The sequence below is a fragment of the Neisseria sp. P0019.S002 genome (assembly GCF_051957155.1).
Classification (GTDB): Bacteria; Pseudomonadota; Gammaproteobacteria; order Burkholderiales; family Neisseriaceae; genus Neisseria; species Neisseria perflava.
Window position 1 is genome coordinate 484,610 of the sequence record NZ_JBQCWS010000001.1, and the last position, 17,248, is coordinate 501,857.

The window sequence follows — 17,248 nt, forward strand, 5'->3', positions numbered from 1 at the left end:
TCTTTATCTTGAAAATGTTTTAGGCAGATTGAATCGGAATAACGCGGTTTTGCTTACGTTTTGCGCCACCTTCGCAGTAGTTGGTTTTGACATAATCTTCAACGATTTGTAAAAACTCGGCAGCGATATTGTCGCCTTTGAGGGTCACTTTCCGTTCGCCGTCTACATAAACCGGCGCAACCGGAGTTTCGCCTGTACCTGGCAGGCTGATACCGATATCGGCAAGCTTGCTCTCGCCCGGACCATTGACTACGCACCCCATTACGGCGACGTTCAATGATTCAACGCCTGGATATTCAGTGCGCCAAACAGCCATTTTTTGGCGTAAATAGTTTTGTACGTCTTGAGCCAACTCTTGGAATACGGTACTGGTGGTACGGCCGCAACCCGGGCAGGCTGTAACCATTGGCGTAAAGGAGCGCAAGCCCATGGTTTGCAGGATTTCCTGACCGACAATGACTTCTTGTGTACGCGGGGAGCCAGGTTCGGGCGTAAGGGAAATTCGAATGGTGTCGCCGATGCCTTCTTGCAATAATACGGCCAGAGCTGCGGTGGAAGCCACAATGCCCTTGCTGCCCATGCCAGCCTCAGTCAGACCGAGATGGAGCGGGTAACGGCAACGGCTGCCTAATTCCCGGTAAACCTGAATCAAGTCTTGTACGGCGCTGACTTTGCACGACAAAATGATTTTGTCTTCAGGTAAGCCCAAAGCCACGGCTTTTTCTGCCGATTCCAGCGCCGAAACAATCAAAGCCTCTTTCATGATTTCTTCAGGCGGCTTCGGTGTAGCAGAAGCTAGGTTGGCATCCATCATACGTTTGGCAAGGCTTTGATCAAGCGAACCCCAGTTCACACCGATGCGTACGGCTTTATTGTTTTCTGCCGCTGTACGAATCATAAAGGCAAATTTCTCATCGCCTTTTGCGCCTTTGCCGACATTGCCTGGGTTGATGCGGTATTTAGACAGGGCCTTGCCGCACTCAGGAAATTCAGCCAATAAGCGTTCGCCATTGAAATGGAAGTCGCCGATCAGGGGCGTGGTGTAGCCCATATCGTCTAAGCGGCTGCGGATTTCGGCTACTTTGGAAGCCGCTTCCGGAGTATTGACCGTGATACGGACCATTTCTGAGCCGGCATCGCTCAACTCTTTGACCTGTCGGGCGGTTGCTTCTGCATCTGCGGTGTCGGTATTGGTCATAGATTGCACAACAACGGGCGCATCGGAGCCGATGATGAGATGGTCAATTTTGACTTGATGTGTCTGACGGCGTTTAGGTGTGGTCATTTTAGTTTTTTCCTGCAACAAAAGAGGCGGATTTTTCACCGGCAACACGGTATTTTAAAGGTTCGATAGGTGTGCCGCCGTAATTGGCTTCAGAGCCGGCTGCAATACCAATCCAAACATTGTAAGGCGCGCCGCCTCTCAGACGCTGTTCGCTTCCGGCCGGAACGATACGGCTGAATACTACTTTTCCATCTTTGTCTGTAATAATCAGATTGCTTCGGTATTGGACTTTAATCCAAAGTTCGTCTTTCTCAACTTTGACGGCAGGCTTCTCTTCTTGTACGACGGCGGAAGCTGCTGAGACAGCTTGATCATTAGCCGCTTCAGACTTATTGGTGATTTCTTTTTTGCCGTCTTCCGTCATTTCGCTAACGGCAACATTATCCGTTTTTAAAGCAGGCGTTTTCATCGTATCAGCAACATCTTTGCTGTTTTGAATATTTGCCTGCTCGTTTTCAAAACTGGATTTGCTTTGCCAAAAGTGAACACCGCCTGCAGCCAAAGCCAATGCGGCTACTCCCAATATCCATTTCGGGAAGCCTTGTTTCTCAGTGTCTTTGTAGCTTAAGCCGGTGTTGGCACTGCGTGTTACCGCGTATACATGGTCTTCAAGTTGCGGAGTAATGGAGCGCAAATGTTTGGCGATGGTTTGTTCGTTGATTTTCAGAAATCGTGCATATGAACGCAGATAGCCTGAAACAAAGACTAAACCGGGAAAGCCTGAATATTCCCCTTTTTCCAAAGCATCAATTTGTTCGGCAGACAGTTTCAAACGTGAAGCAACATCTTGAATATCGATTTTGGCATCAGTTCTGTGTTTGCGTAATTCATCCCCCAATGTTTTGGCGGCTTGTGTGTCGTAGTTGATTTTATCGTTATTTTCCATTTAGTGGCCTGTTGTGACGGTTTGTAGTTCGTCTGAATAGGGGAAGTTTGCCCTAAGTTGGGCTTCGTATTCGTATGCGGCGTGTTTATTGCCCAAGGCGGTAGCCAAGCGCCAGCCTAAAAGCAAATCGTCAGCCTGCAGGACATCAACTTTGCTTTGGTATTGGCGGAAATAATAGTCGGCATCGTTCAGATTGCCTGCCATCATTTTGGTTCGGGCAAGTTCTTTGAAGGCAGGGAAGAATTGCGGATTCGCTGCTAAAGACCTTTCCAAATAGGCTTGAGCCAAAGAGTATTGGCCTAATCTTGCGCTGCAAATGCCTTTATTCATATTGGCAATAAAGGGGCTTGGGTAGGTCGGGTCGGCCAGTGCTTTGTCAAAATAAGCCAAAGATTCGGCTGGTGCATTCATTTGATTGCACAAGAACCAACCGTAGTTGTTGTTAACTTCTGCACTATCAGGTTTTAAAGACAATGCTTTAAGAAAGCTTTCCTGGGCTTTGTCTTTAACCTTCAAATACTGATAAATCTCAGCGCGTACCAACCAAGCAAGGTCATTTTTGGAATTGGACTTAAGCGCCTCTTCGATACTTTCAGTAGCTTGGCGGTAGTTTTGGCCGCGCATATATTCCACAGCCAGTTGGGTTTTGATATTAGAAACTTGAATGGCACGTTCTTTAGGGCTTGGGCCGGAAGAGGAAGCGCAGGCAGAAAGAGTCAGTGCGGTAAGTAAAGCGAATCCGAACTTGATTTTCATAATTAACCTTATTGTTCGACCAAAATCTGTTGCCATTTTTGTTGGCGGCGTGTTTTATCTTGTACTTGTCCGGCCAATTGTCCGCAAGCGGCATCGATATCGTCGCCGCGGGTTTTGCGGACAGTAACGACAAAGCCGGCTTGTTGCAGAATATCGCGGAAGACACGGATATTTTCATTGGTAGAACGTTCGTAGCCGGAATTTGGGAAAGGATTGAACGGAATCAGATTGAATTTGCATGGTACGTCTTTAACCAATTCAATCAATTCGCGCGCATGTTGTGCTTTATCATTGATACCGTCGAGCATAACGTATTCAAAGGTAATAAAGTCACGGGGGGCTTTGACCAGATAACGTTGACAGGCCGCCATCAATTCTTTGAGCGGGTATTTTTTGTTGAGAGGAACAATCTGATCGCGCACTTCATCGTTGGATGCGTGTAAAGATACAGCCAAAGCAACAGGCATTGCATCACGCAGTCTGTCCATTTGTGGAACCATGCCCGAAGTGGAAACGGTCACGCGACGGCGGCTCAAGCCGTAGCCATGATCATCCAACATAATACTCAAGGCAGTAACAACATTGTCAAAGTTTGCCATAGGCTCGCCCATACCCATCATCACCACGTTGGAGATAACGCGTTCGTTTTTAGGGGTAACACCCATGGCTTTATTGGCCCACCAAAGCTGACCGATAATTTCAGCGGTAGTCAGGTTGCGGTTGAAACCTTGTCGTCCAGTAGAGCAGAAGGTGCATTCCAATGCACAACCTACTTGGGAAGAGATGCATAAGGTACCGCGTTCGGCTTCGGGGATGAAGACGGTTTCTACACCGTTGCCCGTGCCGACATCCAGCAACCATTTGCGTGTACCGTCAGTAGATTCTTGTGCCATCATTAATTTAGGCACTTCGATTGTGGCTTGTTCATTCAGCTTGGCGCGTAATGATTTGGCCAAATCAGTCATTTCTTCAAAGTTTTGTGCACCGGCTTGATGCATCCAACGCATTACCTGCTTGGCGCGGAAAGGTTTTTCACCCATTTCGGCAAAGTGTTGCGTCAGTCCGTTTAAATCGTAATTCAGTAGATTGGTTTTCATGTATTTTTATGTTTCTCAGTAAAGCTTTTAAAGCAAAGGGGCTTATTGGGCAGCTTTGCTTTAAAAGCCTTTGGGTTTTCAGACGGCCTTTAATTTGTAGGACATACAAAGCAGTTTTGCCGTCCGATATAAATCGGACGGCCGTAAAGCGGCTACAGGCTTTTACTCTTAGCGTGGGCAGATTTCGCTTTGGCTGAAGAAGTAAGCAATTTCAATCGCAGCATTTTCAACGCTGTCAGAACCATGTACGGCATTAACACTGACAGATTCTGCAAAGTCGGCACGGATTGTGCCCGGAGCTGCATCGGCTGGATTGGTTGCGCCCATCAATTCGCGATTTTTGGCAACGGCGTTTTCACCTTCCAATACTTGAATCATAACAGGATTGCGAGTCATGAATTTAACCAAGTCTTCATAAAAAGGGCGGTCTTTGTGTACAGCATAAAACTCTTTTGCTTCGCGCTCAGACAGATGTTTCATTTTCGCCGCAATAATGCGCAAGCCGTTTTCTTCAAAGCGGCTGTAAATCTTGCCGATGACGTTTTTTTCTACTGCATCGGGTTTGATGATGGAAATCGTACGTTCGATGGCCATGTTATGTCCTTGTTTTTATTAATAGGTAAGTTGCCGTAGCCAAGAGGCGAGGGAAGTGTATTCTACCAAATTTCGCCCCTTTTTGGGAAAGGCATTATTTGCTTAAAGTCAGGTGTGGTTGTTCCAAATAGACTTCGGATTGCATTTCGATCATACGGCTGGCTGTACGGGTAAATTCCTCGGCGAAATCGCCTTCGACATAAATATCGTTTACGCCAACTGCACTGGTGGCGCACAATTTCACACGGAAATCATATAAAACGTCAATTAACCATGTCAGACGGCGTGCTTCTGCTTTTTCTTGCGGGGTTAGACGTTCTAATCCTGAAAGGAAAACCATCTCATAATGTTCGGCTAAATACAGATAGTCAGCTTGTGAACGCGGGCCAAAACATAATGCGCGGAAATCAAACCAGATGGCGCGTTCTGACTGGGCTTTATGAGGAATTTCCCGTCCATGAATAATGCTGATGCCTGGGTTTAATTCAGAGATTCCGCTCATTTCTTTAAATAAAGCAGCCAGTTTTTGCTCATTTTCTTCATTATTGGGGACAAAGAAAATTTCAGCAGGACGCAGCGTACGCAAGCGGTAATCTTCGCCGCCATCCACATTTAAAACGGTCAGGTTGGACTCGATAAGGGCGATGGTTGGCAGAAAGCTACTGCGGTTTTGGCCTTGAGGATAGAGTTCGGATGGAGCGTAGTTGGAAGTGGCTACCAAGACTACACCTTCACTCAACAGGTTTTCCAGCAAACGGCCTAGAATCATGGCATCGGCAATATCACTGACGTGAAACTCGTCAAAGCATAATACACGTGTTTCTTTGGCAATTTCTGTTGCAACGGCTTTTAAAGGGTTGGCTTCGCTTTTCAATACTTTAAGGCGTTGATGGATTTCGGCCATGAAAGCATGGAAATGCACGCGACGTTTACGACGATAAGGGAGGCAGCCGAAAAAAGCATCCATCAAAAAGCTTTTACCTCGTCCTACGCCGCCATAAAAATAGAGCCCTTTAGGAACTTGGGGGGAACGCAAGCTACGGCCAAGAAAACGGTTGCGTTTGCGTTTGAACATCATCAGCTCGGTCCACAAACGATCCAAATATTCAATGGCTCGCGCTTGGGCTTCATCGCGGATAAAGTTGGGTTGCTCGGCTGCAGCTTGATACCAAGTCAATGGGCTGTGGTTTTCAAATGGAGGTGGTGTGAATAGTTGGTCTCTATTACTCATGTGTAACCTTTATTATGCTTTGCTGGCGATAGTTGAAACATCATCCGTAATAGTTTGGACAGTAGTTGGAATGATGTTTTCATTACAGAATAGTCGGTCTATTATAAATGATTTCAGACGGCCTGCGTTTTTTGCAAAAGCATTGTAGTAAATATAGTTGAAATAGTGTGCGATTAAGGTATGCGTGAAAAGAGCTGGCTTTGTATTTCTTGCGAAAACAAAAAAACGCCGCATTTCTGCGGCGTTTTGCTGCTAAGTATTAATGAGCACTTTCTTGCAATGCCAAGTCTACACGCTCACGCAACTCTTTACCCGGTTTGAAGTGAGGAACATGCTTTTCAGGCACTTCCACGCGTTCGCCGGTTTTCGGGTTGCGCCCGATACGGGCAGGGCGGTGGTTCAAGTCGAAGCTGCCGAAGCCGCGGATTTCGATACGTTGTCCACGAGCCAGTGAGCGGGTCATGGTATCAACCAAGACTTTTACACTGTATTCGACATCTTTAGCCAGCAGTTGGTTGCCGTTTTTTTCGGCAAACACTTCCGCGAGGCGAACCATCAATTCAGACTTCGTCATGTCTGCAACCTTATTCTTGGTCGCCGGACAGTTTGGCTTTCAGCAAGTCGCCCAGGCTGGTAGTACCGGCATTGGCAGTTGCAGCGGAGTTAACTGAATTCAGCGCTTCGCGGTTTTCTTTAGCGTCTTTCGCTTTAACAGACAGACGGATGCTGCGGTTTTTGCGGTCAACGGTAACGATAACGGCTTCAACTTCGTCGCCTTCTTTCAGTTTGGTAGTCAGGTCTTCAACGCGGTCAGCAGCGAATTCAGAAGCAGGCAGGTAGCCTTCAACTTCTTCAGACAGAGCGACTACGGCACCTTTGGCGTCAACAGATTTCACAGAACCTTTAACCAAAGAACCTTTGTCGTTTACACTGATGAAGTTGCCGAACGGATCACCTTCCAGTTGTTTGATACCCAAAGAGATGCGTTCTTTTTCAACGTCGATGGCCAATACAACGGCTTCAACTTCTTCGCCTTTTTTGTATTTGCGTACAGCTTCTTCGCCGGCTTCAGTCCAAGACAGGTCAGACAAGTGAACCAGACCGTCGATACCGCCAGGCAGACCTACGAATACGCCGAAGTCAGTGATAGATTTAACTGCGCCGGAGATTTTGTCGCCTTTGTTGTGGTTGGCGGCAAATTCTTCCCAAGGGTTAGCTTGGCATTGTTTCATACCCAAAGAGATACGGCGACGGTCTTCGTCGATTTCCAGGATCATTACTTCAACTTCGTCACCCAGTTGAACAACTTTGCTTGGGTGTACGTTTTTGTTGGTCCAATCCATTTCGGAAACGTGTACCAAACCTTCGATGCCTTGTTCGATTTCAACGAAAGCACCGTAGTCGGTCAGGTTGGATACTTTACCGAACAGGCGGGTACCTTGTGGGTAACGACGGGTCAGGCCGCTCCAAGGATCTTCGCCCAGTTGTTTCATACCCAGAGAAACGCGTTGTTTGTCTTGGTCGAATTTCAGGACTTTAGCTTCTACTTCTTGACCAACTTCCAAAACTTCGCTTGGGTGTTTCACACGGCGCCATGCCAAGTCGGTGATGTGCAACAGGCCATCGATGCCGCCCAAGTCAACGAATGCACCGTAATCGGTGATGTTTTTAACGATACCTTTGATAACTGAACCTTCTTGCAGGTTTTCCAGCAAGGCTTTGCGTTCTTCGCCCAAAGTAGCTTCCAGAACAGCGCGGCGGGACACAACAACGTTGTTGCGTTTTTTGTCCAGTTTGATCACTTTGAATTCAATTTCTTTGCCTTCGAAGTGAGAAGTGTCTTTTACAGGACGTACGTCAACCAAAGAACCCGGCAGGAATGCACGGATGCTGTTGATCATAACAGTCAGACCACCTTTGACTTTGCCATTGATAACGCCGGACAGGATGTCGCCGTTTTCCATAGCTTCTTCCAAAGCGATCCAGTCGGCAGCGCGTTTAGCTTTTTCGCGGGACAGTTTGGTTTCGCCGAAGCCGTTTTCAACAGATTCGATGGTAACGGTAACGAAATCGCCAACCTTAACTTCAATCTCGCCCTGAGCGTTTTTGAATTCAGCAACATCAATCAGAGATTCTGATTTCAGACCTGCGTTAACGGTAACGAAGTTTTGATCGATGCCGACTACTTCGGCAGTAATCACTTCACCTGGGTTCATCTCTTGCAGGGTAAAGCTTTCTTCCAGCAGCTGGGCAAAATTTTCCATAGTCATATATACTCTTTTCGGTACACCGCCAAGGGGTGCGGGTTAGGTTTGAAATGACCTGCCGTCCTTGGCGCGGCAGGTTGGGAAATGTTTTCAGACGGCCTTGTTATAGGATTAACAGGCCGTCTGAAATGAAAACTTCGCGATTATACTCCAAATTTTAAACTTTATGATACCAATCAAGCACTTTTTTTACAGCTTCTTCGATAGAAAGGTTATCGGTATCTAAAAGCAGGGCGTTGGGCAGCTGTTTCAACGGAGCAACAGGGCGGCGGCGGTCTGCTTCGTCGCGCGCTTCAATGTCTGACAAAATGCGCTCGAATGCAACGCCTTCGCATGGGATACCGAGTTGTTTTGCACGACGTTGGGCGCGGACATTGGCACTTGCGGTCAGGAAAATTTTTAATGCGGCATCAGGGAAAATAACCGAGCCGATATCACGACCGTCGGCGACCAAACCTTTTTCGGTTAGGAAGTCGCGTTGGCGCTGCAAAAGGGCGGTACGCACTTTAGACAACTGCGCGACGGCAGATGCGCCCATACCGATCGCTTCGGTACGGATTTGCTCGGATACATCTTCGCCGTTTAATAATACGGCGCTGCCTTCAAATTGTGCGGGCAAGGTTTCTGCCAGTGTGCTGACGGCATCTTCATCTGTCCAGACAACATTTTGTTTTTGTGCATAAAGCGCGGTCAGGCGGTAAAGCGCACCGGAGTCGAGGTAAAGAAAACCCAAGGCTTCGGCTACGCGTGAGGCAACCGTCCCTTTGCCGGATGCGCTGGGGCCGTCGATGGCGATGACTTTTTGCTTGAGGCTCATGTGTTCTCCTGAATGCGATAGGTATTTGAATTAACCGTTTATTATACGTTGCTTTGTCTGTCTGAAAACGAAAATTTTTGTGTGATTTAGATTTGAGGGAAAAGTGGCTCGACCTTATCGGGTATAATGGCCAAAATCATAATTTAACCGCTTTGTCTGATTGTTCGGGCCGTCTGAAACAACGGGTCGGGAACGGTCTTAGAATTTAGAAACATTATGTTACAAACCGATAATCTTACTTCTGCACAACCTCAGCGCATTATCACTGCTCAAAATATTTCCGCTCAGGAAGAATTGCTTGAACGCGCTTTACGTCCGAAAACTTTAGACGACTATATCGGGCAGGATAAAGCAAAAGAGCAATTGGCTATTTTTATTCAGGCAGCGAAAAAACGTGGTGAAGCGCTTGACCACACTTTGCTGTTTGGCCCTCCGGGTTTGGGCAAAACTACTTTAGCACACATTATCGCCAAAGAGTTAGGCGTTAATTTGCGCCAAACCAGCGGCCCGGTTTTGGAACGTGCCGGCGACCTTGCAGCCTTGTTGACCAACCTCGAGCCTCATGATGTGCTGTTTATTGATGAAATCCACCGTTTAAGCCCCGTGGTTGAAGAAATCCTTTATCCTGCGCTTGAAGATTATCAGTTGGACATCATGATAGGCGAAGGACCGGCCGCGCGTTCGGTCAAAATCGATTTGCCACCGTTTACATTGGTAGGCGCGACGACCCGCGCCGGCATGCTGACCAACCCTTTGCGCGACCGTTTCGGTATCGTGTCCCGATTGGAGTTTTATCAGAATAAAGATTTGGCGACTATTGTTGCCCGTTCTGCTCAACTATTGCAGTTGGATATGGGCGACGAGGGCGCTATGGAAGTGGCCAAGCGCAGCCGCGGCACTCCGCGTATTGCCAACCGCCTTTTGCGACGTGTACGCGATTACGCGGATGTGAAAAACAACGGCGTGATTGATGCGGAAATTGCCGATGCGGCCTTGAGTATGCTGGATGTGGACGGGCAAGGTTTGGATGTGATGGATAGGAAATTCCTTGAGGCGATTCTGCACAAATTCAGCGGCGGTCCTGTCGGTTTGGAAAACGTGGCTGCTGCGATTGGCGAATCGACCGATACCATCGAAGATGTGATTGAGCCTTATCTGATTCAGCAGGGCTTTTTGCAACGTACACCGCGCGGACGCGTAGCAACCGAACGAGCCTATCTGCATTTCGGTTTGAAGGTTCAAGAATAATAATGAAGGCCGTCTGAAAACTGCTTTCAGACGGCCTGATACTTTCAATTTCATATGATTGTCGGCAAATATCTGCCGATAATCGGTTAAAATGTCCCCCTTTTCTTTTTTGAAGTTTCCCCATGAATATCTTATCCGTAGAAAATGCTTCTTTTGCCGTCGGCCACGTCGCCTTGCTCGACAAAACTTCTTTTCAACTCGATAGCGGCGAGAAAATCGGTTTAATCGGCCGCAACGGCGCGGGTAAGTCTTCGTTTTTAAAAATCCTTGCAGGCGTACAAAAGCTCGATGACGGGCAGATTATTGTTCAAAATAATCTCAAAATCGTTTATGTGCCGCAGGAATCCTTTTTTGATAAGGACGCAACCGTATTTGATACCGTTGCCGAAGGTTTGGGCGAAATTCGCGATTTATTGCGCCGTTATCATCATGTCAGCCATGAGTTAGAAAATGGTTCGAGTGAGGCTTTGTTGAAAGAGCTCAATGAATTGCAACTTGAAATTGAAGCGAAGGACGGCTGGAAGCTGGATGCGGCAGTGAAGCAGACTTTGGGCGAACTCGGTTTGCCGGAAAACGAAAAAATCGGCAACCTCTCCGGCGGTCAGAAAAAGCGTGTCGCCTTGGCGCAGGCTTGGGTGCAAAAGCCTGATGTATTGCTGCTGGACGAACCGACCAACCATTTGGACATCGATGCGATTATCTGGCTGGAAAACCTGCTCAAAGCGTTTGAAGGCAGCTTGGTTGTGATTACCCACGACCGCCGTTTTTTGGACAATATTGCTACGCGCATCGTCGAACTCGACCGCGGCATTCTGCGCTCTTATCCCGGCTCGTTCTCCAAATACAGCGAGAAAAAAGCGCAAGAGTTGGCAGTTGAGGCGGAACACAACCGCCTGTTTGACAAATTTCATGCTCAGGAAGAAGCGTGGATACGAAAAGGCATCGAAGCGCGCCGTACCCGTAACGAAGGCCGCGTGCGCCGTTTGGAAGAGCTGCGCCGCCAGCGCGCCGAACGCCGCAACGTACAAGGGCAGGTCAACTTTAAGCTCGACAGCGGCGAAAAAAGCGGCAAAATCATCGCCGAATTGGAACATGCTTCGTTTGCCTATGGTGACAAAGTCATCATGGACAAATTCTCCGCCATTTTGCAGCGCGGCGACAAAATCGGCTTAATCGGTCCAAACGGTATCGGTAAAACCACCTTCCTCAAGCTGATTTTGGGCGAATTGCAGCCGACCTACGGCAGAATCCGCATTGGCAGCAAGCAGGAAGTTGCCTATTTTGACCAGTTCCGCAGCGCGTTGAATGAAAACGACACCGTGTTTTATACGCTCGGACAGGGCAATGATTACGTTGAAGTCGGCGGCAAGAAAAAACACGTCATGAGCTATTTGGAAGATTTCCTATTCCATCCTGCCCGAGCACAAAGTCCTGTTTCATCGCTCTCCGGCGGCGAACGCAACCGCCTTCTGCTGGCAAAACTCTTTACCCGTCCTGCTAATATTTTGGTTTTGGACGAACCGACCAACGACTTGGACATCGATACCCAAGAGCTACTTGAGGACCTACTGCGCGATTACCAAGGCACGGTATTCCTTGTCTCGCATGACCGTATGTTCTTGGATAATGTGATTACCCAAAGCATTGTTTTTGAAGGACAAGGCCGTCTAAAAGAATACATCGGCGGCTATCAGGACTATATCGACGCAAAATCGCGGGAAGATAAAATTCAGACGGCCTCTGCGCCAAAAGCGGCTGCTGAGCCTGAAAAAATCAAACCCAAAGCCAACCGCACGGTTAAACTTTCCTATAAAGAACAGCGCGAACTCGACGCCCTACCCGACGAAATCGCCGCTTTGGAAACCGAGCAGGCTGAAATCAATACCCAGCTTTCCGATCCTGAAATTTTCAAAGATTACGAAAAAGCAGGTGCGTTACAAAGCAGGGCTGAAGAAATTGAAATGCTGCTTTTGGAAAAGCTGGAACGCTGGGAATGGCTGGAAGCGAAACAAAATGGCGAGGCGGTTTAAATTAGGAATTTTGTCCCAAAGTAGGGCAGATATTTTTCTAAATCATGCCGTCTGAACCCCGAATATTCAAAAACAAGGTCTACAACCAACATGAAAAAAGTCGAGAAAAACGTATTGGTGCTGCATAGCGCTAAGGAAATGTTTGAGCTGGTGGACAAAGTTGAGGACTATCCAAAATTTTTGCCGTGGTACAGCAAGACCGAAGTCATCGAACGCAAAGGCAATGAGCTAAAAGCGCGCCTGTTTATGGACTATATGCGCGTCAAACAGTCGTTTGCGACACACAACCACAATATCCCGGGGCAGGAAATCCGCATGGATTTGCTCGAAGGACCGTTTAAAACCCTGCGCGGCACTTGGAAATTTATCGACTTGGGCGATGATATGTGCAAAGTCGAATTCAGATTAGAATACGATTTCTCCAATGCCGTACTCTCTGCCATGATTTCCCCGGTGTTCGGCCATCTTGCCGGTACGCTGGTAGATGCTTTTATTAAAGAGGCCGACCGACGCTATGCTTGAGATTGAAATTGTTTACGGACTGGCCGACAGGCAAGTGTTGAAGGGCATGACCGTTGCCGAAGGTACAACCGTACGCGAAGCTGCCCTGCAAAGCGGTTTGGAGGTGGAGTTCCCAGAGTTGGATTTACAGCAAGCGCCTTTGGGTATTTTCGGCAAGGCAGTGAAAGACGAGACGGTGTTGCGCGATGGCGATCGGATTGAGGTTTACCGTCCATTGTTGATTGATCCGAAAGAAGCGAGACGTAAACGCGCAGGGCAAGAATAAATCAAAGGCCGTCTGAAACTTTTTCAGACGGCCTGTCAAACTGAAAGAACAGTAATGAGCTTGAAAATTAAATTAATCGTCGGTTTGGGCAATCCAGGCCAAGAATACGAACAAACGCGCCACAATGTCGGCTTTTGGCTGTTGGATGAGCTGGCGTGGAAATGGAAAGTCAATTTTAAAGACGAAAAGAAATTTTACGGTGAAGTAGCGCGCGCCACTACGCCTGATGGCGATGTTTGGCTGCTCAAACCCATGACCTTTATGAACCGTTCCGGTCAGGCTGTTGCCGCTTTGGCTCAGTTTTACAAAATCAAGCCGGAGGAAATCTTGGTGGTTCATGACGAGCTGGATATTCCATGCGGCCGTATCAAATTCAAACTTGGCGGCGGCAACGGTGGACACAACGGCCTCAAAGATATTCAGGCTCGTTTGGGTACGCCTAATTTCTACCGCCTGCGCTTGGGCATTGATCACCCTGGCGACCGTAATCTGGTTATCGGTTATGTGTTGAATAAACCGTCAGCGGAACACAGACAGCAAATTGATGATTCCATCGCCAAATCCCTGCAAGGATTGCCAGCCGTGTTGAATGGCGAATGGGAAGAGGCAACACGTTTTTTACACAGTAAGTAAGCGTACCCGAATCAAACGGGCAACCTTGCGCATCATGTTCAGACGGCCTGAAAACAGGCAGTGTGATCTGACTAGCGATAAACCAATTAAAGAAACAGTAAATATGAATGAACTGACCAGCCTTATGCAGACCGAAGCCCCAGGCATTGTTGGCGAAACATTAGACTTCTGCCTTTACGAATGCAGTATTGAAGATGCCCCGGATGCTGAAGAAGTGGCACAATGGCGTGATATTTTGAAGGCACGGGGTGGAAAATTTGTCCGCTTGGCAGGTATTTGCCAAACATGGTTGGATGAAGAGGCCGACAAATGAAAGCCTTGCCGTTAAACAAATTTACTGTCGCTGCCTTGATTTGGTTTGCCGCTGCCATTTATGCCTTGCTTTTCAAAGAGGGCGGCAATAGTGCTCCACCATTTCCCCATTTTGATAAAGTTGGCCATTTCGGACTGTTTTTCGGTCAGGCATGGTTGTGTGCAAAAATATTTATTCAAGACAATAGGACTATTCCCTATAAAGGCATTCTGTTTGCCGCTTTATTGTTTGCAGTAGGAAGTGAGCTGGCCCAAGCATTTCTGACTACTACGCGCCAAGGTTCGATCGCGGACGGCATTGCCGATATGGCAGGTACGGCTGCGGCGCTATGGTTTGCAGCAAAAGTAAAAGCAGCAAAAAGTTAGACATATTTAAACAACTTAAAGGCCGTCTAAAATCCTGAGAAACAGGTTTCAGACGGCCTTTTTGTTACTTGATGTATGAAGCAATCGTTGCTTCATGACAAGAATTAGAAAGTTACGCGTACGCCGGCAGATACTTCGTGAGTATGGAGCTTAACGTTATGAATCTTGCCCCAATGGTTATAACGATAGCCAGCGTCCAAAGCAACGTTAGGAGTTACTTCGTAGCTTACACCAGCCATTACACCCACGCCGGTTTTAGTTTCTTTACGTTCATGATGTGAATTAGCTGTCTCAACTTTTGTTGAAGCATGATTAACAGCCACACGAGCACCTACCCCAACAATTATTCTGATTGTATTTTCTTGTCGTAAATTAAGCAAATCTAAAAATGTTTTAACTGTTGTAAAACAGCACTTATAAAAAACACTGTAATAAGTCGTTTAAGAACAAACGGCCTTGCACGGTCGGGCGGAACACAGTCGGGTCTGATTCAAGCAGGCCTTTTTGTCTGGCGGTTTCTATTTGTGCCATGATTTTTGCAGTGGGTACGCCGGTACGTTCCTGCAGCATTGAAGCAGGTACGCCGTCGGTCAGGCGCAGGGCGTTCATCATGAACTCGAATGGAAGGTCTTCGGCAGCAACGGTTTTGCGTTCAACTGCTTCATGCGGATTGCTTTGCATGGCGGCAAGATAGTCGTTGGGATGACGACGGCGGACAGTTCGCTCAATACGGTCGGGATAGGAAATTTTGCCGTGCGCACCGGCGCCTATCCCTAAGTAATCGCCGAACTGCCAGTAGTTCAAATTATGGCGGCACTGCATACCAGGTTTTGCAAAAGCCGATGTTTCGTAGTGGATAAAGCCTGCGCTTTCTAATGCACCGTGTACAGCCTCTTCAATATCCAATGCTGCTTCATCTTGCGGTAATCCTTTTGGCGGCGTATGACCAAAAGGCGTGTTCGGCTCCATGGTCAGATGATATGCGCTGATATGCGATACGCCTGTTGCGATAGCGGTTTGCACATCGTTTAAGGCCGTCTGAACCGTTTGGTTTGGCAGGGCATACATCAAATCGATATTGACTTTATCAAATAATTTCAATGCAGTATCAATGGCTGACAGGGCTTCTTTGCCATTGTGAACGCGTCCCAATCGAGCAAGCATATCGTCGTTAAAACTTTGTACGCCGATAGACAGACGCGTAATACCTGCATCTTTAAATCCTTGAAACTTCTCAATTTCAAATGTGCCGGGGTTCGCTTCTAAAGTAATTTCCGCTTCGGGTTGCAAGCGCAACAGCGAGCGCACGCCGCTTAACAAACGGTCAATTGATTCCGCTTGAAACAGACTGGGCGTACCGCCGCCGAAGAATATGGTTTCCACAGGTCTGCCCCAAATATTGGGTAATTCAAGCTGCAAGTCGGTTAATAGGGCATCGATATAGGCTTCTTCCGGCAGGCCGTTTTTGAGACTGTGGGAATTGAAGTCGCAATATGGGCATTTTTTGATGCACCACGGGATGTGGATATAGAGTGATAAAGGAGGCAGGGCGGTTAGCTGGCCAGGGCGTTGGAAAGTAATTTGGGTCATGGTATGTGTTGAGGCTCAAGGCCGTCTGAAATTTTTAGGCCGCTATTTTAACTGAAATGTCGGCGGGGAAAGTAACCAGTAGGAAATATGCGAAGTCTAAGCGCTCAAAAAAGCTTCAATTTCTTCTTCTGATAATTTGGAATTGCAGACGGATTTTATTTTGCCTTGTGAGATTTTGAGTAATGCGGGAACAGTTTTGATGCCGTATTGTTCACGAAAAGTTTTTAAAGCTATTTTGTTGCTGCTGTCGGTAAAGCGGATGGTAAGCTGCTTGTTTAAGGAAACGGTAAACAGTTTTGCAACAAAACGGCGACAGTATGAACAGCTTGGTTTGCCTAAAAAGACGATAGCAGTTTCTTGACCGTCAATGAGTTGAAGAAGTTCGTCAGGTGTGGTTGGGATGAAGGCAGCGACGTGTTTTGCAAAGGCTGCCAATTCTTCAGGAGTAGGTTTGGGCATGGGAATAAATGTGAGGTAGGCCGTCTGAAGGCTTCAGACGGCCTGTTACCAATTTATAAGGACTTGATTTTTCTTAATAGTTCGCGCAATGCTTGGGCACGGTGGCTTTCGGCATTTTTGATTTCAGGGTCAAGCTCGGCGGCGGTGCAACCATGTTCGGCCAGATAGAAATGCGGGTCGTAGCCGAAGCCGTTTGTACCGGCTGCTTCTGCCTGCCATTGTCCGCGCCAGATGCCTTCGGCGATGATGGGTTGCGGGTCGTTTTCATGACGGACAAGGACGAGGACGCAGACGTAGTAACAGCTTTTATCGTCTTTATCGGCCAGATCGGCAGACAGTTTGGCGTTGTTTGCGGCATCGGATTTGGGGTTTTCACCTGCATAACGTGCGGAGAAAATGCCGGGTGCGCCGTTTAAGGCGTTGGTGCAGATGCCGGAATCGTCGGCAAGTGCCGGTAAGCCGCTGTATTTGGCGGCATGACGTGCTTTAGCCAGGGCATTTTCAACAAAGGTATGGTACGGCTCGGGACATTCGGGCGTATTGAACTGCGATTGTGGCAGGACTTCGATGTTTAAGTCGGCAAAGAGGCGGGAAAATTCTTTGAGTTTGCCTGTGTTGCCACTGGCAAGGACGATTTTTTCAAACATGGTTTTTCCTTAATGGGTTTCGGTTTGCTGCATACGGGCCATTTGCGCGCGTGCTTTGTGGCGGATGTAAAGGGCAAGGCTGCCGATTTGGGCAAAAACGGCGGCAAAGGCAAACAGAAAGGCGGCAACGGCAAATTGTTTGCTGTGAATGCTCAGAAGATAAGCGCCCAACAGAATCAGTACGATAAACATCAGGGTAAACAGGGCGGTCAGGATCAGATAGGCTTTTTGTCGGGTCATGGC

Annotated in this window: 21 protein-coding genes; 7 read left to right on the forward strand and 14 right to left on the reverse strand. The window is 47.7% G+C overall.

The annotated features are described in order from the left end of the window. Positions 1-19 precede the first annotated feature (19 nt). From ispG to cmk, 9 genes are all read right to left on the reverse strand, one after another. Positions 20-1,285: a flavodoxin-dependent (E)-4-hydroxy-3-methylbut-2-enyl-diphosphate synthase gene (ispG, locus tag ACTHTY_RS02355; RefSeq protein ID WP_070826285.1), complete on the reverse strand. Its 1,266-nt coding sequence runs from the start codon at positions 1,283-1,285 to the stop codon at positions 20-22. Between the two features lies 1 nt (position 1,286). Next, entirely contained in the window at positions 1,287-2,171 is an 885-nt protein-coding gene (locus tag ACTHTY_RS02360; RefSeq protein WP_314459042.1) for a helix-turn-helix domain-containing protein, read from the reverse strand. After that, entirely contained in the window at positions 2,172-2,927 is a 756-nt protein-coding gene (pilW, locus tag ACTHTY_RS02365) for a type IV pilus biogenesis/stability protein PilW (protein WP_063075505.1), read from the reverse strand. It lies immediately after the preceding gene. A gap of 8 nt (positions 2,928-2,935) precedes the next feature. Further along, on the reverse strand, positions 2,936-4,024 hold the full coding sequence (rlmN, locus tag ACTHTY_RS02370; protein WP_308903910.1) for a 23S rRNA (adenine(2503)-C(2))-methyltransferase RlmN: 1,089 nt from the start codon (positions 4,022-4,024) through the stop codon (positions 2,936-2,938). A 168-nt stretch (positions 4,025-4,192) separates the two neighbouring features. Then, positions 4,193-4,618, reverse strand: coding sequence for a nucleoside-diphosphate kinase (gene ndk / locus ACTHTY_RS02375; protein WP_004519785.1), 426 nt, complete (start codon positions 4,616-4,618; stop codon positions 4,193-4,195). 94 nt (positions 4,619-4,712) lie between these two features. Then, a complete protein-coding gene (gene zapE, locus ACTHTY_RS02380; protein WP_049333700.1) occupies positions 4,713-5,849 on the reverse strand; it encodes a cell division protein ZapE in 1,137 nt (378 codons plus the stop codon). Positions 5,850-6,108: 259 nt separating this feature from the next. Then, a complete protein-coding gene (locus ACTHTY_RS02385; protein ID WP_003678992.1) occupies positions 6,109-6,423 on the reverse strand; it encodes an integration host factor subunit beta in 315 nt (104 codons plus the stop codon). A 10-nt stretch (positions 6,424-6,433) separates the two neighbouring features. Beyond that, positions 6,434-8,119, reverse strand: coding sequence for a 30S ribosomal protein S1 (gene rpsA / locus ACTHTY_RS02390; RefSeq protein WP_440366342.1), 1,686 nt, complete (start codon positions 8,117-8,119; stop codon positions 6,434-6,436). Positions 8,120-8,273: 154 nt separating this feature from the next. Continuing rightward, entirely contained in the window at positions 8,274-8,933 is a 660-nt protein-coding gene (gene cmk / locus ACTHTY_RS02395; protein ID WP_440366343.1) for a (d)CMP kinase, read from the reverse strand. A 216-nt stretch (positions 8,934-9,149) separates the two neighbouring features. Between cmk and ruvB the strand changes: the two genes are divergently transcribed. From ruvB to ACTHTY_RS02430, 7 genes are all read left to right on the forward strand, one after another. Further along, entirely contained in the window at positions 9,150-10,181 is a 1,032-nt protein-coding gene (gene ruvB, locus ACTHTY_RS02400; RefSeq protein ID WP_039862144.1) for a Holliday junction branch migration DNA helicase RuvB, read from the forward strand. Between the two features lie 122 nt (positions 10,182-10,303). Continuing rightward, positions 10,304-12,211 carry an ATP-binding cassette domain-containing protein gene (locus ACTHTY_RS02405; RefSeq protein WP_440366344.1) on the forward strand — a complete coding sequence of 636 codons (1,908 nt, stop codon included), beginning with the start codon at positions 10,304-10,306 and terminating at the stop codon, positions 12,209-12,211. 90 nt (positions 12,212-12,301) lie between these two features. Continuing rightward, positions 12,302-12,733: a type II toxin-antitoxin system RatA family toxin gene (locus tag ACTHTY_RS02410; RefSeq protein WP_003683270.1), complete on the forward strand. Its 432-nt coding sequence runs from the start codon at positions 12,302-12,304 to the stop codon at positions 12,731-12,733. Then, the gene (locus tag ACTHTY_RS02415) at positions 12,726-12,998 is read left to right on the forward strand and encodes an RnfH family protein (protein WP_003747009.1); all 273 of its coding nucleotides are present in this window, start codon (positions 12,726-12,728) and stop codon (positions 12,996-12,998) included. Before ACTHTY_RS02410 ends, ACTHTY_RS02415 begins: the two co-directional genes overlap by 8 nt. Before the next feature lie 54 nt (positions 12,999-13,052). Next, a complete protein-coding gene (gene pth, locus ACTHTY_RS02420; RefSeq protein ID WP_107769415.1) occupies positions 13,053-13,631 on the forward strand; it encodes an aminoacyl-tRNA hydrolase in 579 nt (192 codons plus the stop codon). 103 nt (positions 13,632-13,734) lie between these two features. After that, positions 13,735-13,944, forward strand: a complete 210-nt coding sequence (locus ACTHTY_RS02425) for a dioxygenase (protein ID WP_107723153.1) — start codon at positions 13,735-13,737, stop codon at positions 13,942-13,944. After that, positions 13,941-14,309 (forward strand): VanZ family protein, encoded by a 369-nt coding sequence (locus ACTHTY_RS02430; RefSeq protein ID WP_440366345.1) that lies wholly within the window; start codon positions 13,941-13,943, stop codon positions 14,307-14,309. The genes ACTHTY_RS02425 and ACTHTY_RS02430 overlap by 4 nt, the downstream gene beginning before the upstream one ends. A 104-nt stretch (positions 14,310-14,413) precedes the next feature. Here ACTHTY_RS02430 and ACTHTY_RS02435 read toward each other — a convergent pair whose 3' ends face one another. The 5 genes from ACTHTY_RS02435 to ACTHTY_RS02455 form a co-directional block, all read right to left on the reverse strand. Beyond that, a complete protein-coding gene (locus ACTHTY_RS02435) occupies positions 14,414-14,689 on the reverse strand; it encodes an opacity family porin (RefSeq protein WP_440366346.1) in 276 nt (91 codons plus the stop codon). 34 nt (positions 14,690-14,723) lie between these two features. Continuing rightward, on the reverse strand, positions 14,724-15,899 hold the full coding sequence (hemW, locus tag ACTHTY_RS02440; protein WP_440366347.1) for a radical SAM family heme chaperone HemW: 1,176 nt from the start codon (positions 15,897-15,899) through the stop codon (positions 14,724-14,726). A gap of 96 nt (positions 15,900-15,995) precedes the next feature. Further along, positions 15,996-16,334: a thioredoxin family protein gene (locus ACTHTY_RS02445; protein ID WP_440366348.1), complete on the reverse strand. Its 339-nt coding sequence runs from the start codon at positions 16,332-16,334 to the stop codon at positions 15,996-15,998. Between the two features lie 77 nt (positions 16,335-16,411). Further along, a complete protein-coding gene (gene rdgB, locus ACTHTY_RS02450) occupies positions 16,412-17,005 on the reverse strand; it encodes an RdgB/HAM1 family non-canonical purine NTP pyrophosphatase (protein WP_440366349.1) in 594 nt (197 codons plus the stop codon). A 9-nt stretch (positions 17,006-17,014) separates the two neighbouring features. Continuing rightward, positions 17,015-17,245, reverse strand: coding sequence for an NGO_0222 family membrane protein (locus ACTHTY_RS02455; RefSeq protein WP_003746993.1), 231 nt, complete (start codon positions 17,243-17,245; stop codon positions 17,015-17,017). Between the last annotated feature and the right edge of the window lie 3 nt (positions 17,246-17,248).